Origin of the sequence: Salinispira pacifica, assembly GCF_000507245.1 — a bacterium.
Lineage (GTDB): Bacteria > Spirochaetota > Spirochaetia > DSM-27196 > Salinispiraceae > Salinispira > Salinispira pacifica.
In genome coordinates this window covers 1,154,105-1,179,620 of the sequence record NC_023035.1, presented here as the reverse complement: position 1 = coordinate 1,179,620, position 25,516 = coordinate 1,154,105, and the positions used below count along the sequence as shown (strand labels likewise).

The 25,516-nt window shown below is 44.2% G+C and carries 27 protein-coding genes; 12 read left to right on the top strand and 15 right to left on the bottom strand.

Annotated elements, in window-relative coordinates; genetic code table 11:
• The first annotated feature begins 2 nt into the window (after positions 1-2).
• Positions 3-1,103: a site-specific DNA-methyltransferase gene (locus L21SP2_RS05145; RefSeq protein WP_024267432.1), complete on the top strand. Its 1,101-nt coding sequence runs from the start codon at positions 3-5 to the stop codon at positions 1,101-1,103.
• Here the strand turns inward: L21SP2_RS05145 and tnpC are convergent.
• The 4 genes from tnpC to L21SP2_RS18310 all read right to left on the bottom strand — a co-directional run bounded on the left by tnpC (position 1,060) and on the right by L21SP2_RS18310 (position 5,061).
• Positions 1,060-2,640, bottom strand: a complete 1,581-nt coding sequence (gene tnpC, locus L21SP2_RS05140; RefSeq protein WP_024267364.1) for an IS66 family transposase — start codon at positions 2,638-2,640, stop codon at positions 1,060-1,062. The genes L21SP2_RS05145 and tnpC overlap by 44 nt on opposite strands.
• Positions 2,641-2,683: 43 nt before the next feature.
• Positions 2,684-3,031, bottom strand: coding sequence for an IS66 family insertion sequence element accessory protein TnpB (tnpB, locus tag L21SP2_RS05135; RefSeq protein WP_024267363.1), 348 nt, complete (start codon positions 3,029-3,031; stop codon positions 2,684-2,686).
• Complete coding sequence (gene tnpA / locus L21SP2_RS05130; RefSeq protein ID WP_024267362.1) at positions 3,028-3,330, bottom strand: IS66 family insertion sequence element accessory protein TnpA; 303 nt, start codon at positions 3,328-3,330, stop codon at positions 3,028-3,030. The genes tnpB and tnpA overlap by 4 nt, the downstream gene beginning before the upstream one ends.
• A 259-nt stretch (positions 3,331-3,589) precedes the next feature.
• Positions 3,590-5,061, bottom strand: a protein-coding gene (locus L21SP2_RS18310; RefSeq protein ID WP_425277205.1) for an IS5 family transposase whose coding sequence is annotated in 2 segments (ribosomal slippage) — positions 3,590-4,651 and positions 4,654-5,061 — 1,470 coding nt in all. Because the reading frame shifts where the segments join, the coding sequence is not laid out codon by codon here.
• Positions 5,062-5,273: 212 nt separating this feature from the next.
• Between L21SP2_RS18310 and L21SP2_RS05115 the strand changes: the two genes are divergently transcribed.
• The 7 genes from L21SP2_RS05115 (at position 5,274) to L21SP2_RS05085 (ending at position 13,094) form a co-directional block, all read left to right on the top strand.
• Positions 5,274-6,428, top strand: coding sequence for an IS4 family transposase (locus L21SP2_RS05115; protein WP_024267429.1), 1,155 nt, complete (start codon positions 5,274-5,276; stop codon positions 6,426-6,428).
• A gap of 42 nt (positions 6,429-6,470) precedes the next feature.
• Complete coding sequence (locus L21SP2_RS18825; RefSeq protein WP_081719476.1) at positions 6,471-7,337, top strand: DNA methyltransferase; 867 nt, start codon at positions 6,471-6,473, stop codon at positions 7,335-7,337.
• Positions 7,334-9,946, top strand: a complete 2,613-nt coding sequence (locus L21SP2_RS05105) for a DEAD/DEAH box helicase family protein (protein ID WP_024267427.1) — start codon at positions 7,334-7,336, stop codon at positions 9,944-9,946. The genes L21SP2_RS18825 and L21SP2_RS05105 overlap by 4 nt, the downstream gene beginning before the upstream one ends.
• A gap of 241 nt (positions 9,947-10,187) precedes the next feature.
• The gene (locus L21SP2_RS05100; protein WP_024267426.1) at positions 10,188-10,433 is read left to right on the top strand and encodes a CopG family ribbon-helix-helix protein; all 246 of its coding nucleotides are present in this window, start codon (positions 10,188-10,190) and stop codon (positions 10,431-10,433) included.
• The gene (locus tag L21SP2_RS05095; protein ID WP_041401214.1) at positions 10,414-10,830 is read left to right on the top strand and encodes a type II toxin-antitoxin system VapC family toxin; all 417 of its coding nucleotides are present in this window, start codon (positions 10,414-10,416) and stop codon (positions 10,828-10,830) included. Before L21SP2_RS05100 ends, L21SP2_RS05095 begins: the two co-directional genes overlap by 20 nt.
• The gene (locus L21SP2_RS16920; protein WP_053335596.1) at positions 10,823-11,368 is read left to right on the top strand and encodes a DUF6933 domain-containing protein; all 546 of its coding nucleotides are present in this window, start codon (positions 10,823-10,825) and stop codon (positions 11,366-11,368) included. Before L21SP2_RS05095 ends, L21SP2_RS16920 begins: the two co-directional genes overlap by 8 nt.
• 213 nt (positions 11,369-11,581) lie before the next feature.
• Positions 11,582-13,094, top strand: a protein-coding gene (locus tag L21SP2_RS05085; protein WP_425277204.1) for an IS5 family transposase whose coding sequence is annotated in 2 segments (ribosomal slippage) — positions 11,582-12,019 and positions 12,021-13,094 — 1,512 coding nt in all. Because the reading frame shifts where the segments join, the coding sequence is not laid out codon by codon here.
• A 7-nt stretch (positions 13,095-13,101) separates the two neighbouring features.
• On the opposite strand, the gene L21SP2_RS19210 is transcribed toward L21SP2_RS05085, so the two are convergent.
• The 3 genes from L21SP2_RS19210 to L21SP2_RS05075 all read right to left on the bottom strand — a co-directional run bounded on the left by L21SP2_RS19210 (position 13,102) and on the right by L21SP2_RS05075 (position 15,392).
• Complete coding sequence (locus tag L21SP2_RS19210) at positions 13,102-13,209, bottom strand: transposase (protein ID WP_144082931.1); 108 nt, start codon at positions 13,207-13,209, stop codon at positions 13,102-13,104.
• A 47-nt stretch (positions 13,210-13,256) separates the two neighbouring features.
• Positions 13,257-13,850, bottom strand: a complete 594-nt coding sequence (locus tag L21SP2_RS05080; protein ID WP_144082930.1) for a transposase zinc-binding domain-containing protein — start codon at positions 13,848-13,850, stop codon at positions 13,257-13,259.
• A gap of 267 nt (positions 13,851-14,117) precedes the next feature.
• Positions 14,118-15,392 (bottom strand): hypothetical protein, encoded by a 1,275-nt coding sequence (locus tag L21SP2_RS05075; protein WP_024267422.1) that lies wholly within the window; start codon positions 15,390-15,392, stop codon positions 14,118-14,120.
• Positions 15,393-15,595: 203 nt separating this feature from the next.
• Between L21SP2_RS05075 and L21SP2_RS05070 the strand changes: the two genes are divergently transcribed.
• Positions 15,596-16,159, top strand: a complete 564-nt coding sequence (locus L21SP2_RS05070) for a hypothetical protein (protein ID WP_169730428.1) — start codon at positions 15,596-15,598, stop codon at positions 16,157-16,159.
• Here the strand turns inward: L21SP2_RS05070 and L21SP2_RS18665 are convergent.
• On the bottom strand, positions 16,147-16,797 hold the full coding sequence (locus L21SP2_RS18665) for a response regulator (RefSeq protein WP_024267420.1): 651 nt from the start codon (positions 16,795-16,797) through the stop codon (positions 16,147-16,149). The two genes, L21SP2_RS05070 and L21SP2_RS18665, sit on opposite strands and share 13 nt — an antisense overlap.
• The gene (locus tag L21SP2_RS05060; protein WP_041401210.1) at positions 16,794-17,948 is read right to left on the bottom strand and encodes a sensor histidine kinase; all 1,155 of its coding nucleotides are present in this window, start codon (positions 17,946-17,948) and stop codon (positions 16,794-16,796) included. The genes L21SP2_RS18665 and L21SP2_RS05060 overlap by 4 nt, the downstream gene beginning before the upstream one ends.
• Before the next feature lie 444 nt (positions 17,949-18,392).
• On the opposite strand from L21SP2_RS05060, the gene L21SP2_RS05055 reads away from it, so the two are divergent.
• From L21SP2_RS05055 to L21SP2_RS05050, 3 genes are all read left to right on the top strand, one after another.
• Entirely contained in the window at positions 18,393-18,968 is a 576-nt protein-coding gene (locus tag L21SP2_RS05055; protein WP_041401208.1) for a hypothetical protein, read from the top strand.
• A 103-nt stretch (positions 18,969-19,071) separates the two neighbouring features.
• Entirely contained in the window at positions 19,072-19,284 is a 213-nt protein-coding gene (locus L21SP2_RS18300) for a helix-turn-helix domain-containing protein (protein WP_144082929.1), read from the top strand.
• 12 nt (positions 19,285-19,296) lie between these two features.
• Entirely contained in the window at positions 19,297-20,109 is an 813-nt protein-coding gene (locus L21SP2_RS05050) for an IS3 family transposase (RefSeq protein WP_144082928.1), read from the top strand.
• 6 nt (positions 20,110-20,115) lie between these two features.
• Here the strand turns inward: L21SP2_RS05050 and L21SP2_RS16910 are convergent, their stop codons facing one another.
• The 6 genes from L21SP2_RS16910 to L21SP2_RS05025 all read right to left on the bottom strand — a co-directional run bounded on the left by L21SP2_RS16910 (position 20,116) and on the right by L21SP2_RS05025 (position 25,516).
• On the bottom strand, positions 20,116-20,631 hold the full coding sequence (locus tag L21SP2_RS16910) for a hypothetical protein (RefSeq protein ID WP_053335593.1): 516 nt from the start codon (positions 20,629-20,631) through the stop codon (positions 20,116-20,118).
• Positions 20,606-21,067: an IS5 family transposase gene (locus tag L21SP2_RS16905; protein WP_053335592.1), complete on the bottom strand. Its 462-nt coding sequence runs from the start codon at positions 21,065-21,067 to the stop codon at positions 20,606-20,608. The genes L21SP2_RS16910 and L21SP2_RS16905 overlap by 26 nt, the downstream gene beginning before the upstream one ends.
• Before the next feature lie 310 nt (positions 21,068-21,377).
• Positions 21,378-22,550: an ROK family transcriptional regulator gene (locus L21SP2_RS05040; protein ID WP_024267416.1), complete on the bottom strand. Its 1,173-nt coding sequence runs from the start codon at positions 22,548-22,550 to the stop codon at positions 21,378-21,380.
• A 34-nt stretch (positions 22,551-22,584) separates the two neighbouring features.
• Positions 22,585-23,568, bottom strand: a complete 984-nt coding sequence (locus tag L21SP2_RS05035) for an ABC transporter ATP-binding protein (protein ID WP_024267415.1) — start codon at positions 23,566-23,568, stop codon at positions 22,585-22,587.
• A gap of 2 nt (positions 23,569-23,570) precedes the next feature.
• Complete coding sequence (locus L21SP2_RS05030; protein ID WP_024267414.1) at positions 23,571-24,542, bottom strand: ABC transporter ATP-binding protein; 972 nt, start codon at positions 24,540-24,542, stop codon at positions 23,571-23,573.
• Positions 24,539-25,516 carry an ABC transporter permease gene (locus L21SP2_RS05025; protein WP_024267413.1) on the bottom strand — a complete coding sequence of 326 codons (978 nt, stop codon included), beginning with the start codon at positions 25,514-25,516 and terminating at the stop codon, positions 24,539-24,541. Before L21SP2_RS05025 ends, L21SP2_RS05030 begins: the two co-directional genes overlap by 4 nt.

The following is a 25,516-nucleotide window of genomic DNA, read 5'->3' as shown; positions in this document are numbered from 1 at the left end:
ATATGCAGAATTTACTTGAAGATTTAACCAAACTTTTTTCAAAAGAAGAAAAATACACCTCAGAAGGAAGAATACTAAAAAACGTCATTGTTGAAGACGCATTAAAGCTTGAACCGATGCTAATAAAGCTTCTTCTTTCAGACAAAAAGATAAAAAAGCATTTCTTTCAGGATATTGAAGGCACATTTGTTTTTGATAAGATAAAATTCCAGAAATTTATCAGCAATAAACAATTTCTGCCCGACTCTTACACTGCTTTCAAGAATAAAGTCGGACTCACTACAGATGATGAATACATCACCGAAAAAAAAGATGTTGTTTTAAGCTGGCCGTATAAAGACTGTGTGCTGGAAGGTAGACAGGATAAAGAAGATGCAAAGCGGGATGAAATATTCTGGAATGAAACCCTTGCTCCTGATGAGATTGATAGACTTTTAAGCCCGAAGGTTTTAACTAATTGGAAAAAGTTTGATAAAGATGGTGAACATACAGTTGAGGAAGTTTCTGAAAAAGATAATCTGATAATAAAAGGAAACAATCTTTTAGGGCTTTCTTCAATTTTAAAGAATTATCGGGAGAAAGTAAAACTTATTTACATTGATCCTCCGTATAATACTGGTAGCGATAGCTTTAAATACAATGACAACTTCAACCATTCCACTTGGTTAACATTTATGAGAAATCGCTTAATGCTTGCAAAAGAATTACTTAAAAGAGATGGAGTGCTATGTGTCCATTGTGATGAGAACGAACAAGGCTATCTTAAAGTTCTAATGGATAATGTTTTCAATGATGAGAATTATATAAATTCAATAGTTATAAAAACTAAAACTGCAGGTGTAAGCGGTACACATGCAGGTAAGAGCTTTCAGAAATCCCATGAAACTATTCATATATATACTAAAAACTTTAATGACTTTCAATTTGTTGAGCAGCAATATTTAATGCTACCCTTTCAAGAATATTTAAAAGAAATGAAAGAAGAAGGCACTAGTTTTAAATATACTTCTGTTTTGTTAAATAGTAGCCCAGGTATTTATTTTAAAAGTAAGCGTAAATTTAAGCCTGTAAAATCGACTTCATTTCCAAGAGTTCGTCCTTAATGTTCCAGGGCAGTAATTCTTCCCATTTTCCAGAAAGGGCAATCTCTGGTGCACGGGTGAATACATGAACCAGATAGCCGTAGGGGTTCAAACCATTCTGTCTGGCAGTCTCGATGAGCGAGAACATGAAACAGGAGGATTCTGCCCCCTGTGGGCTCCCGCTGAATAGCCAGTTCTTGCGTCCAAGCACAAAAGGACGAATAGCATTTTCCGAACTGTTGTTGTCCGGGGTGAGCTGAGGATGTTCGAGATATTTCATGATCTTGTCCCACTGCGAGAGCGCATAACTTACTGCCTGACCAGTGGCACTGGTGGGGCGAATGCTCAGGGCTTTCTTGTCGAGCCATGCTTTGAAATCTTTGGCTACCGGTGCAATTCGTGCCTTGCGTTCAGAGATAAATTCTTCATCTAACAGATCAAGGCTACGCAGTTCTTTCTCTATACGGTAAAACTTGGCGATTTTCGAAACCGCCTCATGAGCGCTTCCGGCTTTCTTTGATGACTTGCCTGCTTCGAAGAATTTCCGGCGAATATGAGCCATACAGCCAACATGTACGATATCGTTCCGGTTCTTGAGAGCTGTTTCGTATCCAACATACCCGTCGGTTTGTAAGTAGCCTGAGAATTCTTTGAGGTAATTTTTTGCATAGTCTGACCCGCGGCTTCGGTGATATTCATAATCCACCACCTTTTTATCAGGCGGGCCTCCTCTTGCGAGCCACATATACGATTTACTGGTATTGGATTTTTCCTCTTCATTCATGACCTGGACGGTGGTTTCATCCATCTGAACGACCGATCCGGACAGAATCTGCGCTTTCATGAGGGTTTTAAAGGGTTTCAGTAGCTCGTACGCTTTCTGTTGCCAATTTGACATATCCTGCCGGCTGATTCTCGCTCCAACCCGTTCAAAGCGCTTTTCCTGCCGGTAAAAGGGTAGATGATCGACAAACTTGTTCTGAATAATGAATGCCAGAAGCTCCGGGGTGACAATACTCTTAGGGATGATGGACGGAGGAACCGGAGCAATACGGAACACCGGTTTGTCTTCGTCCCCGGAACCTTCACATTTACGGCAGGCATATTTGGGCCGTATATGCCGTTCGACGAAAAACTGTTCGGGGATGGTTTTCAGTTTTTCACTGACTTCTTCGTCGATTTTGGAGAGCTCATGACCGCATCCACAGTGCTTCTCGTCTTCCGGGATGTCGTGGATGACATCGACCCTCGGTAGGTCATCGGATAATGGTTTTCGCCCCCGTTTCTTTCGGGTATGAGACGTGACTGTTGTAACTGTGTCTGTGGCATCCGTATCATCTGCCGGTGTCGAGGCGACCTGCGACTCTTCAAACAGCATCGTCTGCAGCAGGTCAGAAGCGGACTCGCTGGTGCGGGCGAACTTTCGAAACCGGGCCAGTTTAAGTTGTTCCTGAAGGTCTTCGATTTCTAGTTCGCGCTCAGCAAGTCGGGAGTCCAGTGCGGTTATATGGGTCTTGACTGCGTCTGGTAACTGTTCAATCTCCGCTGCGCTCAACATGATCTAAATTCTAGCATGGACTCAGCAGTTGAGGGAAGTCATTTCAGTTACATTCGACATACTCAATTGCCTTATGGGCGTGCCAAAAATCAATGCCGTCCAGAATCATCTGTAGTTGGGCTGTGGTGATCTGCTTTGCCTGTTCCTCGGTGTCCGGCCAGGGAAAGCGGTCTTTTTCCAACCGCTTGAGCCACAGACAGAACCCGTTGCGGTCCCACCAGATACATTTGAGTAATCTCCGGTTCCGATTGCAGAACAGAAACAAGGATCCAGACATGGCCAAGTGGTTCATCTTCTGCTCGACAATTTCCGATAAACCGTTCACCTGCTTGCGCATATCAGTAACACCTGGACGGACATAAATATCCAGTTGGGACAGATCAGGAATCACCGGAATGCCGCCAAAACTGCTTGCAGACGTTCGGAGGAGATTCTATCCGGCACCATGATGCGAAACCTTCGATCAATCTCTATTACTATATCATTGGAAGAAGCCATGCGCCCCTTCGGTTCAATGTGGACCAGATCCCGATTTGGAGATTCACTGGTCATGGAATTCTTAACCCGCTTCATCCAGTAATGTAGCGTTGAAAGCTTGATTTCGTGATTTCGGCAGAACTCCTTTTGGGTTTGTCCACTTTCCCGCCATTGATCGGTGATAGCCTTCCATTTCTCTACTTTTTTATCCATAATTCCTCCATGTGGAAGAATTATTCCATCTAAAGCTCAGGTTGTGCAGGGCCTGGTAAATTGACGGTTACTTTTAAAACAATAAAAGATGGTTATGGAAATGATATAGAAGTATATAAAATTGAAAACTACGAAACAAAAAGTATTAGTAGATTGGCTAAGGAAGAGAACATTTCTGAGATAGATGTATACACCAAATACTATGAAAAAATATTTACGACCACTGCTGTCCGGTTAAATAGGGCCTCCTGAAAAAACCCTATGCTGCCATATTACCATACCCCAATACCACGGGGAAATGAGACTTCGTAATTTTTCGGCTGCGTAGCATAGCTATGATAAAGACGTAAAAAAGATCCTTCCGAATCTTTTCCAGGTTCATCACCAGCATGATCATGGCCACCTGCGATTCACTGGTCTCAGCAAGCTTTGTCATTAAACGACCCATTGAGTACCGTCGTTTTGCTCTGCCAAATGTCCCTTCGACAGCTATTCTATCCAGCTCATCCTGACGAGCCAGCTTCTTTCGTTCCCGATTTTCACCACGATCTTTCGGTGGCCGACCAAGCGGCGGACCGGATAATCTGATTCCCCGTTCCTTGCACCAATTTCGGTTATCCCTGGTGCGGTAAATCTGATCGGCGTGTATTGATGCCGGATACACGCCATATCTGTGCCTGTACTTTTCAGCCTGCATGACTAAATCACCAGACTCGTTGTATGGATCCCATGAACAGCGATCGATAAACATGTACCCGTCAATATTGGCGGATGAAATCTTCATGCCGAACTCAACCGGGGTTCCGGCTTTTCCCCTGACTATGGGGCGAATATGGGGTTGGGATATGCTCACGATCCGGCCTGACATTCGATGATCTTTGGATTCATACATCAGTGCCTGCTGGCGAAAGACTTCCGAGATCACCAGCATATTCCGGTACTGCTGCCGAGACAGGCTATTCAAGCCGACTACCGTCGCTAATTGCTCTATATGCCGGAGATTACGGCGTATGTACCCCAGCTGCTTGCGTATTGCCTTGCGCATCTTGTTCTTGCTTGCTCTGCGCTTTTTGATGACCGCCAAAAAATCCTTTCGCGCTTTCTGCCGGTAGGTTCGGGGTTTTGTCGCCCCCTTGGCCCGTTTTGCGTGAAGAACGTCTATGATGGTTTCCAGTTTTTCCCGGCTCTCGTTTAAAATCGAAAGATCGGTGGGATATCGAATATCACCGGGTACGCAGGTGGCATCAATCAGAAGCTTTCCGTTGTTTTCTACCTCAGGATTTTCTTCTTTTTCAGCTTCCGTATCATCTTCAGTTTTTTTTTACGTTCTTCGGCAATAATCAATTCATTTGCGTGAGTGATCATGTCCATGCTGATTCGCTTTCTGAAATGGACCATCATTGATGGATCAAAAGGAGTCTCATCTTGGTACCCCTGCATTCCGATGAGATATTGCAGGTAAGGCGTCTCACGAATCTGCTCCACGGTTTCCTCATCTGTAATTCCTAATTTTTCCTTTATAATCAGGGCACCCAATGCTGTACGGAAACGGATCGCCGGAGCGCCTTGCCCGCTTTCGATAGCAAACTGTGAGGCGTATTCTGCTTCTAAATCTTCCCAGGGAATTAAATCAGCAAGCTGAACCCAGCGGTTATTGGGGTTCAGTTTGCCTCCAAATGGGAGATAGAAATCTTCAAATGAAAGCTGCGTTTTGTCCTCAGTTCTATACATAATCCCTCCCGCCAAGAAAACAGGTGCAAGGGTTTTTGCCTGGTTTTCGCAAAAACCGTGTACTTCATACACAAATCCTAGCAGTATTTCATTTATATGTATAGGGTTAAGGTTTTTTCAGGAGGCCCTAAATAAAAAAAGCTAGTAATTTGCCTTTTATCTGTGCATAATGTGTTTACCACTAAACCATTACACAAAAGGAAATTACTAGCATGAAAAAGTATAGCACGGTGCTTGGCACATTGAATAGCGTCATTTCACGATATGATTTCAAGAAAATTGTCGATTTGCACGATGGAGATAAAGGAATACGGACCCTCTCCACAGATCTTCTTCTTAAAACAATGACCTATGCACAAGTTTCACAGGCATTCAGTCTGAATGAAGTCATAGCAACCATGCACTCCCAGCATGCTAAACTCTATCATGCCGGCATGGCGCCGGTAAAAAAATCCACTGTCGCTGATGCCCTGGCAAAACGCAGCAGTGATATCTTTAAGGATTTATTTTATCAGCTCCTTGGTCAGGCAGGTACAATGCATACGCCGAACCACCGTTTTCGCAATCCCTTGCAAATCATTGATGCCACGACAATCGACCTCTGCCTCTCGCGCTATGACTGGGCTCAGTTTCGTACAACAAAGGGGGCAATAAAACTGCACGCCAGCTATAACAGTGACAGCGCACTACCAAATTATGTACAGCTGAGTACCGGTAAACTCCATGAGACGAATACGCTTTTAGATTTTCCCCGCAAGAAGGGAGATATTATGGTTTTTGATCGGGGGTATAATAACTATAAGTCATTTCACAAATTGCAATTAGATGACGTTACATTCGTAACCAGATTAAAGAAGAATGCCAGGGTGAGAACAACTCTTGTATACCATAAGAATCCCGATGGGCCGGTACTTGAAGATGCTTGGATGAAGTTTACCCAAGATAGTGCCGAAGCAAACTATCCCGACCTGATCCGAGTGGTTACGTATAAAGATCCGGAGCATGGGAAGGTATACCGTTTTCTCACAAACAACTTCGACTTGCCAGCACATGAGATCGCGGATATTTATAAGGAACGCTGGCAGGTTGAGCTATTCTTTAAATGGATCAAGCAAAATCTGAAAATTAAAACTTTCTTCGGAACGAGTAAGAATGCAGTATGGAGTCAAATCTGGATAGCATTAATTGTGTATGTTCTCATTTGGATGATGAAGGTACTACATGGAATTGAATCGACGTTTCAAAAAATAATGCAGGTCCTCAAGTTAACCATTCTGGATCGCCGGGATATCTCCGAATTATTTCATCCGCCTCCACCTTCCCCTATTTCATCAAATCTTTGGCTTTTTGAGGGGGCTGGAAATTAAACCGGACAGCAGTGATTTACGACAGAAAATGCTCAAACATCTATAAGAACAAGAGTACAGGAAGCTACAGGTAAGGATGAAAATTTATATTACATTGAATATTACCCTACATCAGGGAAAAATAAAGGTAAAAAAACAACTGTTCATTTTGTAGGATCTAAAAAAAGATTAGTAAGTTGGTTTTCAAATGTCACTATTATTGAAGATAATAATTTATACAAAAAGGAAAAGTTAGGAACTCTATGGAATAAACTAAATTGGAATAATGTTACAAGAGAAGGAGGTGTAAGTTTTCCTAACGGTCAAAAACCTGAACAGCTCCTAAAGATATTAATCTCAACATTTACAAACGAAAATGATATCGTACTTGATTATCATTTAGGTTCAGGTACAACTTGTGCCGTAGCTTTAAAAATGAATCGCAGATTTATAGGTATTGAACAATTAGATTATGGAAAGAACGATTCTGTTATAAGACTGCAAAATGTTATTGGTAAAAACATTGAAAAAAATGATGAATTAATACCTTCAAATAACTATGATCAAACAGGTGTTTCCAAAGATGTTAAATGGCAAGGTGGCGGTTCTTTCACTTACTGCGAGCTTTCAAAAGCTAACCAAGAATATATTGATAAAATAAATGAAACTAAAGACGCAAAATCATTACTCAAAATCTGGAAAAAAATGCAGGATAAAGCATTTATCTCCTACAAAGTGGACATCAAAACAATCAATGCCAGTATAGACGAGTTTGAAAAACTTCCCTTTAAAGATCAGAAACGCTTTCTTATTGAAACGCTTGATAAAAATATGCTCTATGTACCATATTCTGAAATAGATGATGTTGATTACAGTATCAGCGATGAAGATAAAAAGCTGAATCACAAGTTCTATGGCGGTAAAGCATGAATGGACAAACCTTAGAGCAAAAAATAACTGCATTTAAAGAACTGGGGCAGACATTACCGGAAATACCTGAAAGCATAAAGTCTAATCTTAATTCGACTTTTGAACTAAGACCATATCAGGAAGAAGCTTTTTCACGCTTTCTGTTTTATTACAATAACCAGACTATCAGACAAAAACCTTCTCAGATTTTGTTTCACATGGCAACCGGAAGTGGTAAGACCCTGATAATGGCAGGGCTTATTTTGTATCTCTATGAACAGGGTTATCGCAACTTTCTGTTTTTTGTAAACAGTACAAATATCATCAACAAAACAAGGGAAAACTTTCTTAATCCGGCTTCAATTAAATATCTGTTTGCGGAATCACTTAGTTTTTCAAGCAAACAGGTGACGGTTAAGGAGGTAGATAACTTTCAGGCAGTAAATGAAGATGATATCAACATTGTCTTTACAACAATTCAGGGACTACATTCAAGGCTAAACACTCCGAGAGAAAATTCTTTAACCTATGAAGATTTCTCTGATAAAAAAATCGTTCTAATATCCGATGAAGCACACCATATCAATGCTGAAACAAAAAGAAAAAAAGATTTAACAAAGACTCTGTTTGAAGAAGTTACTTCATGGGAAGGTACGGTAAACAGGATTTTTCGCTCAAACATTGAAAACCTATTATTGGAATTTACGGCAACCGCTGATTTATCAAATGAAGATGTGGCAAATAAATATTTTGATAAAATACTGTTCGACTACTCTCTAAAACAGTTCCGACTTGATGGTTATTCAAAAGAGGTGAAAGTTCTGCAAGCGGACATAAGCAATATTGACAGAGCATTGCAAGCCTGTCTGTTGAGCCAGTTTAGAAGAAAAATATTCGAGAAGAACAGACTCCATATTAAACCTGTTGTGCTGCTTAAATCGAAAAAAATTGACGATAGTAAATTGTTCTTTGACGAGTTTACAGACAAGATTAAAACACTTAAAATATCCGATATTAATAAACTTAATTCAGCTACAGCAGACAATTCAATTAAAGAAGTCTTTAGTTACATAAAAGATAATAATATCAACATACAAAGCCTTGTTGATGAGATAAAAGAGGATTTTTCAGAAGATAAATGTATTGTTGTAAATAGTAAATCCGAATCAGAAGAAAAGCAGATTGCAGTAAACACACTCGAAGACCCTGATAATGAATACAGGGCTATCTTTGTTGTTGATATGCTGAATGAAGGCTGGGATGTTCTCAATCTTTTTGATATTGTGCGACTGTATAATACCCGAGATAAGAATACTAAAACAGGACAAATTGGAAAAACAACCATTTCGGAAGCCCAGCTAATAGGAAGAGGTGCTCGTTATTGTCCCTTTTCTCTGGATATAACAGACCCAAAATTCCAGAGAAAATATGATGAAGATATTGATAATGAGCTCCGTATCTGCGAAGAACTCTATTATCACAGTGCTTATAACCCTAAATATATACATGAGCTGAATGAAGCCTTACATGAAATGGGGATAAAACCGAAGGAATCGAGAGAAATTCAATTAGATCTGAAGTTTGATTTCAAAGAAAGTGATTTTTATAATAATGGATTAGTTTTCTTGAATCAAAAAATTGAAAATGACCGGAAGGACATCTTTTCATTACCGACAACTATAACAAAGCAAACACACAAAGTAAGATTGCAAACCGGCTATGGAATTGCGACAGCAATCTTTGAAAGTGAAGATTCTGGAAATAGAACCTATAAAATCAAAGATTTCAAAATTTCGGATTTTGATAATAGAGTAGTTAGAAAAGCACTTAGTAAACTTGATTTTTACCATTTTAATAATTTGAAGTCTTTTCTCCCCAATATTCAATCAATAAGCGAGTTTATTATCTCAGAAGATTATCTTAAGAATGTTTCTATAGAATTAGAAGGGCCAGAGTCCGTTCTTAATGAACTAAGGCCCGAAGTTGAGCTCAAAATTCTTATAGAGGTTCTGGAAAAAGTTAGTCATACTATTTCCAGTGAAAATGTAGAATTCAAAGGAACCAAAAAATTTGAACCATATTATATTAAAAAGAAACTGAAAAACAAACGACTTAATATATATGTGAATGATAGCGGCGATCAGGAGTATGGTATCGGTCAGAATGAAACAAGAAATACCGAGCTTAAAATGGATCTATCTGAGAAAGATTGGTATGTATTCAATGAGAATTATGGAACTTCTGAAGAAAAATACTTGGTTCGTTATATTGATAAAATGTATGAAAAGTTAAAAGAAAAATATGATACTGTTTATCTTGTTAGAAATGAAAAACACTTCCAAATATTCAATTTCCAAGATGGAAGACCCTTTGAACCAGACTTCCTACTTTTCCTATCTAAAAAGGAACAGGATATAAGCATCCAGTATCAAGTTTTTATTGAACCAAAAGGCGAACATCTAATACAAACAGATAAATGGAAAGAAGATTTTCTGAAAGAGCTTAAAGATCAACATAAAATAGAGGTTCTTTGGAAGAATAAGGACTTTAATATATTAGGAATGCCTTTTTACAATGAAAGAATTAAAAAGCAGGAGTTTGATGATAGTTTTAAAACTCTTGTTGAATAAGAACCACCTCCGCACGTCCTGTGCTTCGGTGGGGGCGCGGAAGAAGGTTGTAAATCAGAGGGCCATATAACAAACGCATGCAACTGACAATTTTTTTGTCATAGTTTTTGAAGTCGCTTCGCTCATTTCAAAAACTACGCCAACCCTTCGGGACAAAATTGCAGCTGATGCGGACGTTATGTAGACTTAGTATTGATTTTCAATCCAAACTAGTATTACAATACGTAATACGGAGGATTGAATGACAACTGTCCGCTTAAATGATGAAATTGATAATAAGCTTGCTCAAATAATAGAAGTAGAAAAAACTACTAAATCAGAAATTATCAAAAAAGCAATTTCAGAATATTACGAATTTCATTATCAATCTAAACCACCTTATGAATTAGGCCTCGAATTTTTTGGAAAATATGGCGCAGGTTCAAATCTCTCCTCAGAATATAAATACCGGCTAAAGGAACAGCTCAATGCAAAACACTCTCATTGATGCTGGTCCTTTAATCGCACTTTTTAATAAAAATGATAAATATTACCAATCGATCTTTGATTTCCTTAAAAATTATAAAGGAAGATTAATAAGTACCTGGCCGGTTATCACTGAAGTGTCTCACATGCTCTCTTTCAATGTTCAGGCTCAAATTGACTTTCTAAGATGGATTAGGCTTGGAGGCATAATAATTGAAGAAATAAAATACGAAGGTTTGGATAGGATTATTTCTCTCTCAGAAAAATATTCAGATATTCCAATGGATCTTGCAGATGCATCACTGGTTTTTATTTCTGAAAAATTGAATATCAAGGAAATTATAACAATCGATAATGATTATTATATTTACCGGACCATCGACAAAGAAAAGATTAGGAATATTTTCGCGTATGAATAATTCAGGAAATCAGATTACCATTGGGTGCACGAAAAAGATTCAGGATCAGATTAAAGAAGTGTCCTTCAAAGCATTACCCAAACAAACAATAAGCTCAATTCATTTTTGGCATTCAAACCTAACCTATTTTAATCGCCGCAAAGCAATTCTTTTCACTCATGATCTTAGTAGATTCTCATTTCTTCTCTTCAATATAATCAAAGAAGATCTTCGCAATTTTGATGATCTGTTTATCCACAATCTTATTAAAAATTTACGAATAGAAAATTTTACTGACACTCAAATCGAAAAGCTACTTGGATCCAGCACTGCGAAAGTAAATTTGGTTAAAACCCATAGCAGAAGCGTATTGGGTTCGATGAATGATTTTATGCTAATGATTCCATATTATCTGGAGCGAATAGATCTTCCTGATCCAAACAATAAATCGAAGAATAATTACTTTTTGAATAAGAGATTGAATGAGACACCGGTTCTATGCTCTGGAGATGGGTTCTTCCCAATTGAAAAGTTAAAAGAATTAAGTGAAGAAATTTGAAAATGAGCTACATAACACATATAAGGCCCCCCGCCGTCAAGGCACGTTAATAGCCCGGCCCCGAAATTATTCCGTTTCCAAAGTAGGGCCTCCTGAAAAAACCTTAACCCTATACATATAAATGAAATACTGCTAGAATTTGTGCATGAAGTGCACGGTTTTTGCGAAAACCAGGCAAAAACCCTTGCACCTGTTTTCTTGGCGGGAGGGATTATGTATAGAACTGAGGACAAAACGCAGCTTTCATTTGAAGATTTCTATCTCCCATTTGGAGGCAAACTGAACCCCAATAACCGCTGGGTACAGCTTGCTGATTTAATTCCCTGGGAAGATTTAGAAGCAGAATACGCCTCACAGTTTGCTATCGAAAGCGGGCAAGGCGCTCCGGCAATACAGTTTCGGACAGCTCTGGGTGCCCTGATTATAAAGGAAAAATTAGGAATTACAGATGAGGAAACCGTGGAGCAGATTCGTGAGACGCCTTACCTGCAATATCTCATCGGAATGCAGGGGTACCAGGATGAGGCTCCTTTTGATCCATCCATGCCTGGTCACTCGCTACGCTCGTTGCCCGGCCGTGCATCCGGGATGGTTCATTTCAGAAAGCGAATCAGCATGGACATGATTTCCCGGGCAAATGAAATGATAATTGCCGAAGAACGTAAAAAAAACGAAAGATGATACGGAAGCTGAAAAAGAAGAAAATCCTGAGGTAGAAAACAACGGAAAGCTTCTGATTGATGCCACCTGCGTGCCCGGTGATATTCGATATCCCACAGACCTTTCCCTTTTAAATGAGAGCCGGGAAAAACTGGAAACCATCCTAGACGTTCTTCACGCAGAACGGCCCAAGGGGGCGACAAAACCCCGAACCTACCGGCAGAAAGCGCGAAAGGATTTTTTGGCTGTCATCAAAAAGCGCAGAGCAAGCAAGAACAAGATGCGCAAGGCAATACGCAAGCAGCTGGGGTACATACGCCGTAATCTCCGGCATATAGAGCAATTAGCGACGGTAGTCGGCTTGAATAGCCTGTCTCGGCAGCAGTACCGGAATCTGTTGGTTATCTCGGAAGTCTTTCGCCAGCAGGCACTGATGTATGAATCCAAAGATCATCGAATATCGGGCCGGATTGTGAGTATCTCCCAACCCCATATTCGACCCATCGTCAGGGGAAAAGCCGGTACCCCGGTTGAGTTCGGCATGAAGATTTCATCCGCCAATATTGACGGGTACATGTTTATCGATCGCTGTTCATGGGATCCATACAACGAGTCTGGTGATTTAGTCATGCAGGCTGAAAAGTACAGGCACAGATATGGTGTGTATCCGGAATCAATACACGCCGATCAGATTTACCGCACCAGGGGCAACCGGAATTGGTGCAAGGAACGGGGAATCAGATTATCCGGTCCGCCGCTTGGTCGTCCACCGAAAGATCGTGGAGAAAATCGAGAACGAAAGAAGCTGGCCCGTCAGGATGAGCTGGATAGAATAGCTGTCGAAGGGACATTTGGCAGAGCAAAACGACGGTACTCAATGGGTCGATTAATGACAAAGCTTGCTGAGACCAGTGAATCGCAGGTGGCCATGATCATGCTGGTGATGAACCTGGAAAAGATTCGGAAGGATCTTTTTTACGTCTTTATCATAGCTATGCTACGCAGCCGAAAAATTACGAAGTCTCATTTCCCCGTGGTATTGGGGTATGGTAATATGGCAGCATAGGGTTTTTTCAGGAGGCCCTACTTAAATCGGAAAATGGAATATAAAAGAATTGGCCATCCTGGTCGAAGCCTCCTTCAAGAACGATGCAGTGGAAATGCGGGTTCCAACGAAGCATTGTCGGTGCGTTCCTCGCATCAGCACATGCTGCTGCGGTACGCACCTTTAATCACCGAAAGTCTGGTGTGCTACGATCATTCCAAAACGAATAGTCCTTCCGGTTACATATGAATAAAAATCGGAAATGAGCTGGTTTATTAACCGTGAAACTTTGGCAAAGAGTGTGCGGTTGCGGCGAAAGATAAGCCGAAGGACTTTCGGAAGGGTAAAAACAAACTGTCGATGGGGCCTGGTCGGAAACCTGCGGTTTCCTGCTCGGCCATGCAGCCAGGGAAGATCAAGGAACACCTCTTCAGTGAAATGTTCAGAAAGCAGCAATGTTCGTTTCTGACTGCAGGATGGGCAGAGATAAAACCCTTTACAGGAAAATGGTCTGAAATAGTCATAGCCGCAATCTTTGTTTTGACAGCGGATGCGTGCGATTCCGTGTAGATAATCGCCACAGGTAATAAATTTCTCTCCTGCGTTCTCAATTCTTTGCAGACGGAATTTGCCATAATCTGTTGCATACTTCATGTCGTATTCAGAACAGAAATCAGAAAAATGTTGCTCGAAAATCCGGTGAAGCTCATTCCGGCCACGTGGTATATACTGTGATTCTGAAACAGATGAAAAATTAAGCGTTTGCTGAGCGTACACATAACACTATACTGGTGAAAGTTAAATATTTCATTCGGGGCTCCTTTTATAATTCGTCACAGACGGAATATCCCATCCATCCTACCACTTATTGCTGATGACGTCCGGAGGGAAAATAAAGGGGAGTGTCTTCGTAAAAGACACTCCCCAAAATCGGTAGTTGAATGATTTTATTAATTGTTATAAATAGAATTCACCGCCCACGCCGAAGGCAGTGTACCAAAATATTTACTTCTCTCCCCTTTGGGAGAGAGTTAGCGCGCAACCTTAATTTACAGTCCTATCGACATCAACCCCCACTGACAGATTGTCAGAATAGTCAAGAGCGAAGATTTTATAGAAATAGTGTACGCCTGATGTCACATCGGTATCGCAAAAGTTTGGTTCATATCCCCTGTATACTTCCATCCCATCATTTTCATCGACCGGAGCAGACCCTTCTTTCCTGACAATAACGATTTCCTTAAAGTCATCATCTGAAGGGTTAATCCACAATAACGTGTTGTGTGTGGACCTTCCAGAAATGGCCGCACCGACTACGGATCCAGGAGGAACAGAATCAGCAGTTCCTGCCGAAGGATCATCCTTCTCCTGTAGTTCCAATCCTACCGGAAAGGGGTTATCAAGTTTAAAAGTAACGATATCGTCAGCCCTGTTCGGGGTGCCGGCATCCCAAACTTCCACAAGATTGTTTACATCCCAAACGAAAACAATTTCCGGTTTGGCGTATTGACTAAAATCAAAGGCGGGACCCGGCTTGAACACCATGACCGCATTGCCGCTGGTTCCTCCAGATCCTCCTGGCAACTCCCAATATCCTTGATCCGCAGGGGGCATTTCACCGGAGGGATTTTGAATACCACTCTGTTCAACATCGCTGCCGATAATCAGGTAGCTGAGGAAACCGTCACCAACATCAAAAGGTTGAACATCGGAAAACTGAAAATAATGAAGATCAGAATTCATATCGGGCAGGTTTAATTGATAATTGGATCCATCCTGCGGCATCTCATTTGGAAGAAGGATGCCGTCGTAATCCGGCCCTAGATCAAGGGCTATATAGCTCATCACGTTCATCCGGTCGCCCTCGTACAACCCGGTTCCTTCAATACCAACACCCGGGAGAAACTGCATGTAAATACCATCCCATTCGGCGCCAGCAACCTGAAAATCCCGGACAAAACTATCCGCTTTTTTAATGTTGACATGTCGAGGAATTATGGCCCCATCGGGGTTACTTCGAAGAGGTGTAATGGAGGCTGATTCTGAAGATGTGTAGAGTTTAAGAAGGTCCAAATTTAGAACGAATTCTTCAGGGGTAAAACTGTTTACCAACGCTCCTTTGGTGGCATCTTGCCGGTCTGCCTTATAATAGGAATCATCGGTTATTGTCTCGATAATATACCTACTTATCACCGATGAGCTGGGGGATACGGACCCACTCTCCACGGACACGGAAAGTTCATAGGTATCAGGCCCAAACAGCCGGCAGGAAAAAAAGAGAGGAACAAAAAGAATCAGAATTGGCAACTTACGTAACATACATACTCCTTTGGAATCTAATCTGTTAATGGATACAACTCTTCGGAGTTAATTGTAGAAACAACCCACCCCTTGGCGCAATGAGTGAAACCACTCATTCTTTTGGGAAAAAATCCCGCTGGAATCCCGATGAGCTCCAGACAGAATGGCTTTCTGTTCTATTATTGGTTATACTTCGCTGCATGGTGAAGTCTGTTATCCCTTTGAAAATACTACCGGCGGTTTTTATTGCCGCCCTCCTCAATGTTCTTCTGGCAAGTTTGGTGGGAAAGATCGGGATTCCCCTCTATATGGACAGCCTCTTCTCTATGGTGGTAACGGTCAGTTTCGGACTCCTTCCGGGTCTGGCAACCGCCGTGCTCACCAACGGAATTTTGGCCCTAACCAGTCAAACCCTCTTTCCCTTTGTAATCTGTCATATCCTGACCGTAATGATTGCCGCATTCATGAAAAAACGGGATTTTTTAAAAAATGTAACGGGCTTTCTATGGCTGGGTCTTTTCGCCGCCCTAATCAATGGTGTGGTGGGGTCGGTTATCTCTTTTTATCTCTTCAGCGGTGTAACAAAAGTTCACGGAATCGACAAACTGGTGATGGGGCTTATTGTGACCGGACGGTCTTTTGTCACCGCCCTTTTCTGGGCGGGAATGATCTCAAACATTTTGGACAAGGTCTTTTCTGCCTTGGTGAGTTATGCCATCTTACAGCACCCCCTCTTGAACAAGGGAACCCGAAAAGGCAATAACCCCTTAGATCAAATTAATTGACATTCTTCAGCAAGTCTGTGAAGCTCCAAGCGGTCACTAACTCCCAGTTTTTTGTATATCTGGGTTCGGTGGTTTTCAACGGTTTTCAGGCTTATGTAGAGCTTTTCGGCAATCTCTTCGATCTTGATCCCCTTCGCCAGCAGGAGAAACACCTCCCGCTGCCGCTCCGAGAGGTCAAGTAAAGCCGTCTCATCAAAGCCGTTACAATCCGCTTTTTTCACTTGTTTAACAGCACATTTTACCAGGAGGCTTAAAATCTGCTGGTCAAAATGGTATCCTCCGGTAGATACCTCCTTTATAGCCCTTGACAGGGATTCAAACCCGGAACTTTTTGTGATATACCCCCGGGCCCCCAAACTAAGAACCTTTTTCACCGTTTCCATATCATCCAGCATTGATAGAACTATAACAGGAATCTCTATAGCCTCGCCTTGCAGGTTTTCAAGCAATTCAAATCCGCTTCTCTCGGGGAAATTAAGATCTGTTATCAACAGATCCACCGGCTCATTTCTTAAGATAGCCAGGGCATCATCAATATTGGCGGCGGTAAAGAGAGATTTACACTTCTTGTCCTCGGTAAAAAAACTGGCCACGCCCTCCCGAAAGATGGTGTGATCATCGACAAAAAGTATATTCATGAAAGAACCTCCGGAATGGTTAATTGAATTTCAGTACCCTTACCTCCGGGGCTTTTCCAGGAAATGGTTCCACCGAGAAGGGCTGTACGCTCCTTCATCCCGGTGATGCCCATGCCCGGTATACCTCCTTTTATTCCCCGGCCCTCATCTTTAATGAGGAGTATAACCTTTCCGGCGGAGCAGCGGAGTGACACCTCCCCCTTTTTTCCCCCGGAATGGCGTATAATATTTACCAGCCCTTCCTGGAGAATGCGGATACATTGGGTAAGATGGTCCTCCTTCCAACGGGGAAAAACATCCTGTTGAAGATCTAACTTAAGGGTCAATTCATATTGGTCCTGAAAATTGTTGTATTCTCTCCGTATGAGATCATCCAGGGAAGTCTCACTAATTTCGGTGGACCGCAAGTCATATAAAATATTCCTAAGTTCCTGAAAAGTTTTGTCCAGGCTCAGCCGCAGCTGTACCTTGGCGTTCCCCTCGGGGAACCTATCCAGGGACATCCGAGCCAGGGCGATGTTCTGACTTACTCCGTCGTGCAGGTCCCGGGCCAGCTTTTTACGCTCGGTTTCATGAATAGCGGTAACCCTGTGCTTCATTTCATCAGCCCGACGCTTCTTCTCCATGGCAACGGCCAACTGTCTTCCCTGGTATCCATAGAAGAAAACCAAGAAGGCGGTGAGGATAAAACTGGTAAAAAGAAGAGTCTCGAAGGCTGAAACCTGCAGTGCCGCCAGGTTTTCAATGACGTCTGCGACCTTATCGATGTGAATCTCAATCTCCAACAGTTCTCCCATGGTACCAGGAGTTCCCGTTTTATGAATCAGAGCGGTAAAAGCCTCTACAGATGCAGCAAGTTCAGGGGAAAACCGCATAAGAGCCTGAAAATCTTCCCCCTCCAAACGGTCTACCATAGATTTCAGAGGAGCAGCTGTACTGACGGGGGATAGGGCTCCATCCTCCTCCGGGAGGGACGCGGCAAGGCATTCATGCCATTTGGCGGTATTATCGTTCCAGAATCGTTGAATTCCCAGGGAGTTGTGCATACCGGTCGTTAATGGATACAAAATAATCAAAAGTATGAAAAAAACGATGGTAAAACTGATTATCTGCCGATGGTTTTCCCTGAAGTTCGGCAACCTCTTTAACATTTTAAAATAATACCCTCCGTCCCGCGATTGAAATTGAGGCCTTATCCAGTAGCGCCAAAAGGTGGATCAACCCAAAATTCAAAGAGTAGACCTTTTTGGACTCAGCGCTTGATTCCATTATAGCACCTCTTCCGGTCATAGGTCAGCAATTTGCTCCGCCAGAACCGGAGCCAGAATCCTGGGGTGATTATTATCGAAGCCAATTTCCATCACCAACGAAGATTTCACCATCGGTAGTCGCAACATCGGCTCCGCCTTCTTCAATTTTAATTAACCTGGATCAATGAATTGTCTCTGCCTATGGATTAAGATATCCGAAGAAACTCCAGAAAGAAGATAAAGGTGCTTTTTCCGCAGGAAGCGTGCTCCCCGGCACAGCACTTTAAAGGAAAACCCCCGATGGTTTTATCAAAAAGATAACCGGCGGAAGTAAAAGGGGACGCCATGAGTAAAATCAGCAGACTGATGAAGGTGAGACTTGCCTTACTTTCAATTCCCGTTATCGTGGTGGGAGTCAACATCGCCGCCATAAAATCAATTGATCCTCTGGCGGCCCTGATGATCGAATCCCGTATTCTTGCCCAGATTGATTCAGTCTCCCGGTATCCGGTGATTCGGCTGTTTAATCAGATTCTGCCTGTCATTTTGGCCTTCATAGCCATTATCATCTATGTCTCCACCGTTTTCCGTTCATTATGGAAACAACAGGATGGAAAATTTGACCTACAGGAAAAAACCGTTCTGCGTCTTCTCGAAATGCCTTTCTATATTGCCCTGTTTATCAGCATAACCTGGATGCTGGGCGTCCCGGTGGTGCCACTGGCGAATGATAGGTTGTTATACCGGAGCGCAAGATTTAAGAAGATCGCGGCCCCTGGATTCGGGAAAAAGGATTGCACTCTGAGCATTTACAATTATGGCAACAGGAGCTCAGAGAAACCGTGGCTGACAAAAACAATAAAGACAAGCAAAGCCTTAAGGATGCCAAGAAGCGCATTAAAAAACTGGAAAAAGAGCTGAACCGAAAAGATAAAGCTTTAGCCGAGATGGCAGCACTAGTCACCCTGAAAAAAAAACTCCATCAAATCTTGGAGGACGACGAGGACGATTAATCTCTCAGGAGATGAAAGAATCAGTCATAGCAGCCATAGACAGTGCCGTGGGTGCCGGTGCCCGGCAAAGGAAAGCATGTGAAATGGTGGGCATTTCACCCCGGACCCTGCAAAACTGGCGCTCCGGCGGCACTGAAGATAAACGCAAGGGTGCTGCCAAGAATGTAGTGCGGAAGCTTACCGATGATGAACGGGAACAGATTCTCCGCCTGTGTACGAGTTAGCGATTCAAAGATATAACTCCGCATGAGATTGTCGCAATTCTCGCCCAGGAAGGCAGTTACTTGGCATCTGAGAGCACAATGTACCGTGTCCTTCGAGCACGAAATATGGTACACCACCGAAGCAACACCCGGCCGAAGCGGATGGCAAGCAAACCGCCGCAGGTAGTCGCCACAGGCCCCAATCAGGTATACAGCTGGGATATTACGTGGCTACACACATCAGTTCGAGGCATATTCCTGTTTGCCTACGTCATCATCGATATTTTCGACCGATCTATTGTCGGATGGGAAGTGCATGATCGAGAGGATGAGCAGCTTGCCCGAGATCTGTTTGCGCAGCTTTCGAAGCGACTCAATCTAAAGGGTGCCCATTTACATTCGGATAATGGAAATCCGATGAAAGGGCTGAGTCTGCTGGGGCTATTATACACCCTGGGAGTTTCAAACTCTTACAGTCGCCCACGAGTGAGCAATGATAATCCATTCATCGAAACCTTTTTCAAAACACTGAAATACAGCACCAAATATCCGGGCCGCTTTGAGGACATTCATCAAGCCAGGGACTGGTTCGCCGCATTTGTACACTGGTACAATATGCAGCATCTTCACTCAGCACTGGGTTATGTAACGCCGGCACAACGGCGAGCCGGTGAAGATGATATACTGTTCCAGAAAAGAAATCAGACCATGAAAGAGGCCTGGGCTCGGTATCCGGAGCGATGGGGAACTAGATCCCCCCGTACCTGGGAAGGAAATCACACGGTGATCCTTAACCCCGATCATAAAGACAGAGTGAATGAACAAAGAGCTGAAAAGGTAGGTTGATTTATTTCAAAGAACGCGAAATCTATGTTGACATATTCCGATCCGGCCTGACATTCGATGATCTTTGTTTTCATACATCAGGGCCTGCTGGCGAAAGACTTCTGAGATCACCAGCAGATTCCGGTACTGTTTCCGTGACAGGCTTTTCAAACCGACACCTGCTGCTAATTGCTCTATATGCCGGAGATTACGGCGTATGTACCCCAGCTGCTTGCGTATTGCCTTGCGAATCTTGTTCTTGCTCGCTTTGCGCTTTTTGATGACAGCCAAAAAATCCTTTCGCGCCCTCTGCCGGTATGTTCGGGGTTTTGTCGCGCCCTTGGGCCGTTCTGCGTGAATAACGTCTATGATGGTTTCCAGTTTTTCCCGGCTCTCGTTTAAAATCGAAAGATCGGTGGGATATCGAATATCACCGGGTACGCAGGTGGCATCAATCAGAAGCTTTCCGCTGTTTTCTACCTCAGGATTTTCTTCTTTTTCAGCTTCCGTATCATCTTCAGTTTTTTTTACGTTCTTCGGCAATAATCAATTCATTTGCGTGAGTGATCATGTCCATGCTGATTCGCTTCCTGAAGTGCGTCATCCCGGATGCACGGCCGGGCAACGAGCGTAGCGAGTGACCAGGCATCGATGGATCAAACGGCGCTTCATCCCGGTAACCTTGCATGCCAATCAGGTACTGCAGATAAGGGTTTTCCTGGATTTGCATGACAGTTTCTTCATCAGTAATGCCCAGTTTTTCCTTGATAATCAGGGCTGCAAGAGCTGTCCGAAAAGGGATCGCCAAAGCTCCTTGCCCGCTTTCGATAGCAAACTGTGAGGCATATTCTGCTTCCAAATCCTCCCAGGGGATTAAATCGGCAAGCTGAACCCAGCGGTTATTGGGGTTCAGTTTTCCTCCAAATGGGAGATAGAAATCTTCAAATGAAAGCTGCGTTTTGTCCTCAGTTCTATACATAATCCCTCCCGCCAAGAAAACAGGTGCAAGGGTTTTTGCCTGGTTTTCGCAAAAACCGTGCACTTCATACACAAATCCTAGCAGTATTTCATTTATATGTAGAGGGTTAAGGTTTTTTCAGGAGGCCCTAATTGCTGTTCAGTTTTCATACCACCACCTTGTTCTTTCCCGCTAACTGTCCTCACGCCTGTAACGCAGGCTAAAATCGGACAGGCTAATCTTTCATAAAAAATTGGAGAATTTTATCATTCCCGTTTACTTTTGTATCATGGGAAGGATAGCTGGTAAAACAGCTTGACGATAATTACCGTCAACCGGCGGCGGTTTTGATCGCGTCTTTGAGTATGGCTAGGTTGTTTTCATCGAGGACGTCGGGTATTGAGAACAGGCGGTCCAGCAGCATGCCGGCGGCACCCTTTGCAGGAAGGAAGTGTTCGTCGTATAAAAAGTTCACAGCGCATGGAACAGGTTTGTCGTAAGGCCAGCTTTCGTCGATTGCACGCTTCAATCGTCCCTCCAGGCTGGGATGGTAATACGCAAGGTCTCCGCCAAGGAAAATTTGTTCTATATTCAGCACATTTACCAAAAAGCCCAGGTGGCTGGCGATGTCGTCTGCGACCTTGATCTGGATTTCCTCTGAATGGCGGTAGTTGTGTATTTCATCGAGGGTGAGATTAAACTGATTCACCCGGTTGCTGCGGTAACCGATGGTCTGAAACTCGCCCGCACTGCCCTTAGGCCCCATATGAAGTTTGCCATTGAGGACAATACCCAGTCCGATTCCCGGATGATCAACTTCGCCCTCCAGCTTGTCCTGGACCGGATCAAAACCGAGATACACAAAGAGAAAGCTGTCATAACGATTGCGGCGATGAGATGAAAGGATTCCCGATGCGCAGGCGTTGGCATCATTTATGAGAAGAACAGGAATATCGGCCCGGGCGGCGACACGCTTTGAAAAATCATAGCTCTCGTCCCACAGACCGATTGCCGGTGCTTTTAAGATAATCCCGTTTTCGCTATCCACAAGTCCAGGAATAGCAACAGCGGCCCCGAGCAGGGGCATACCGTTAAGGCTCTTCAATTTTTTAATGTGATCGATGAGACTAAGCAGCTTGTAATCAATGTTCTTTCTGTCAACTCTGCCTTCTAGACTGATGCTGTCCAGGATGTTGTGGTGCATATCCGAAATCACACAGTTAATCCGGTCTATGTGAAGCTCTATGCCGGCAACAGCTCCAAAACAGCGGTTGATTTCCAGACCCACCGGCTGTCTGCCGGGTCTGGAGGAAGTATTCTGTTTTTCGGCCTCGAGAACCAGGTTGTTGTTCATCAGAGAGCTCACAATAACCGAGACGGTTGCCTTGTCAAGGTTCAACTCCCTGCTGAGTTCCACTCTGCTGACTCCCTCGTTCAGCCATATGCTGTTGAGGACGCGGTGGAAATTCAGACTGGTCTTCTCTCCTTTTGTGTAATCCTTCACAAATCTTCCTCCACCCTGATCGCAGCTATTCAGATCAACCGTGTATACAGCGGATAAAGCGACCCGGATCGACCTCCCGTGCTTCGGGGAATTGTTGCCTGCATCGGTCTTCAGCAACCGGACATCGGCTGTAAAAGGGGCAGCCTGTCCGCTCGGGGGTCCACATTGTTATTTCGGTTTCCTCGTCCTTGCGGACTTCGAGCTCTGCAGGTCCTTCCCGCTCGGGATCGGGTGCAGCAGAAACCAGGAGCCGGGTATAGGGATGCTTCGGTTCCTTCACAACCATATCAACATCCCCCCATTCAACCATGTGTCCGGCATATAGTACAATAATCCGGTCGGAAAAATATCGGGCAGTTGCGATGTCGTGGGTGATGTAGAGGAAGGACTTGCCAAGATCGCGTTTGAGGCGATTCATGAGATTGAGTACGCCGAGGCGAATGGAGACATCGAGCATTGAGGTCGGCTCATCGGCAAAAATAAGATCGGCGCCGACCGCCAGAATGCGCGCGAGAAAAGCCCGCTGTTTTTGTCCTCCCGAAAGCTGATGAGGATGCTTCTGCCCCTGCTCATGGGCCGGAACAAGTCCAACCAGTTCAAGAGTCTCATCCATCCGCTCCCTCATCTCATTCCGGCTCATTTTATAATACAACTGCAGGGGCCGCTTGAGATGATAATAGATATTGTGAAGGGGATTTAATGACGAAAAGGGGTCCTGAAAGATCATCTGGGAGCGCTGTTTGTATATGCGTTTCTGCGCAGGACTGAGTTTGTGAACGTCCATGTTCTCAAACTTCATCACCCCTTCGGTGGGCTTGTAGAATCCCATGGCGATTCGACAGATCGTCGATTTGCCGCTCCCCGATTCGCCCACAACGGCCAGCGACTCGCCCTTGTGAATATCAAAGCTGATATCGTTGAGGGCCCGCAGCGTCCGGCTCCGTGAAAATAATGTTTTCCCGCCGATGGTAAAGTCCATGGTGAGATTTCTTACTGAGAAAAGTACTTCTTTCTCCATAGTTATGCCTCGCTCGGTTGAAGGGGATTGTGGCAATCGAAGAAGTCGTCGCCTACATGACGGCGCTCGGGAACAAGCTCACGGCACACATCGGTGGCTTTGAAACAACGGGCCGCAAAGCGACAGCCCTTGGGTATTTTTTTAAGATCGAGGGGCGATCCCGGTATGCCTTCCATATATTCGATGTCGCCCTGAAGGCTGGGAAATGAGTTCTTCAGCCCGTAGCTGTAAGGATGCCTTGGTGTGTGTAATATGGTCTGCGCCGGAGCCTGTTCGACGATTTTACCGGCGTACATAATCGCAACGATATCGCAGAATTCCATCATCAGACTCAGGTCGTGGGTGATAAAAAGAATTGAGAACTTGAATTCCTTCTTTAATTCGTAGACCCGCTGGAGAATATCGCGCTGAACAACGGTGTCGAGGGCAGTGGTCGGCTCGTCGAGAATGAGAAGCCGGGGCCGGAGGGCCAGTGCCATGGCGATTACCGCCCTTTGGCGCATTCCTCCGGAAAACTGATGGGGGTAATCCCGCAGACGGTCGGAGGGTATGCCCACAAGTTCGAGTAGCCTTGCCGATCTCTGCCGGGCATCTTCCTTGTCCTTGGTAATACCGTGGTAACGGAAGATTTCAAAAAACTGCTTTTCCAGGCGGACCACCGGATTTAAACAGTTCATCGCCGACTGAAACACCATGCTGACCTGCTGCCAGCGAAACATTCTCAGTTGTTCGTCGTTGAGGGCAAGCACATCCACTCCGCCCAGCCGGATATCGCCTTCTGCAATTAATGCGGGAGGCCGATGGAGCCTCATGAGTGAGTATGCGATGGTGCTCTTGCCGCATCCCGACTCACCTGCCAGACCGAGGCTTTGCTCTTCGCCGATGGAAAAGCTCACATCGTCAACGGCCCGGACGCTTCCGTTGAGGGTCACATAATCGACGGAGAGATTGCTTACTTCGAGTACATTCTTCATTCTTTAATCCCTCCACCGTCGGTTGGAAGAACACTGCCGTTTGCCGCAGCGCGGCGGGCATGCCGCTCAGCAAGCCGTTCCTCTTTCTTCTTTTCTTTGTAATACCCGGCCATGATGCGTTGTGCCTTGAGCTTGGGGTTGGACAGTTCATCTATGGAGAAGTTGATAAGCGTCAGTCCGGAACCCAGCATGATCAGTGCAAGACAGGGTCCAAGAAGCTCCCACCATGCGCCGACCTGCAGGGCAGCAGTTTTGTCCGCATTGTAAAGCATGTTTCCCCAGGTAACCGAGAGAAGGTCGCCAAAACCGAGGAACTCCAGTGTGGCCTGGGCCATAATTGCGTAGATCACCGTACCGACAAAGCCCGAACTCATCATTGAGAGCATGTTGGGCATAACTTCGGCAAAGAGCCGACGGATTTTTGTCTCACCAAGGGTCTCTGCCGCATAAACAAATTCCCGGTTGCGAATGCTCATGGTCTGACTGCGCAGAACCCGGGCACCCCATGCCCATGAGGTAAAGCCGATAATCACCGCGATCATCACAGGCGTTACGCCGCCCATTAGAGAGGCGAGCACCAGCAATAGGGGTATGTTGGGAATTACCATGATTATATTAATCCCGGTGGTAATAATCCCGTCCACAATGCCGCCGAAGTAGCCCGCGGTAATACCGATGATGGTGCTGAGACTTACCGCGATCAGACCGGCAAGGACGCCGACCAGCAGTGATGTCCGCCCACCGTAAAGGGTCTGGGCCCACACATCACGACCGAGCTGGGTCGTTCCAAGAAAGTGCTCGTCATTCGGTTCAACCCGGTAGTTTTGTGTTCTAAACATGGGATCAAAGTCGGTGAAAAGCGGAGCTCCCATGGTAAGGACGAGAATTATTGTCAGCAGGAATATTCCTGTGGTCGCCTTGGGATTATCTCTGAGAAAAACCCCGGAACGCCGTATTGTCTGTTTAAAGTTCAT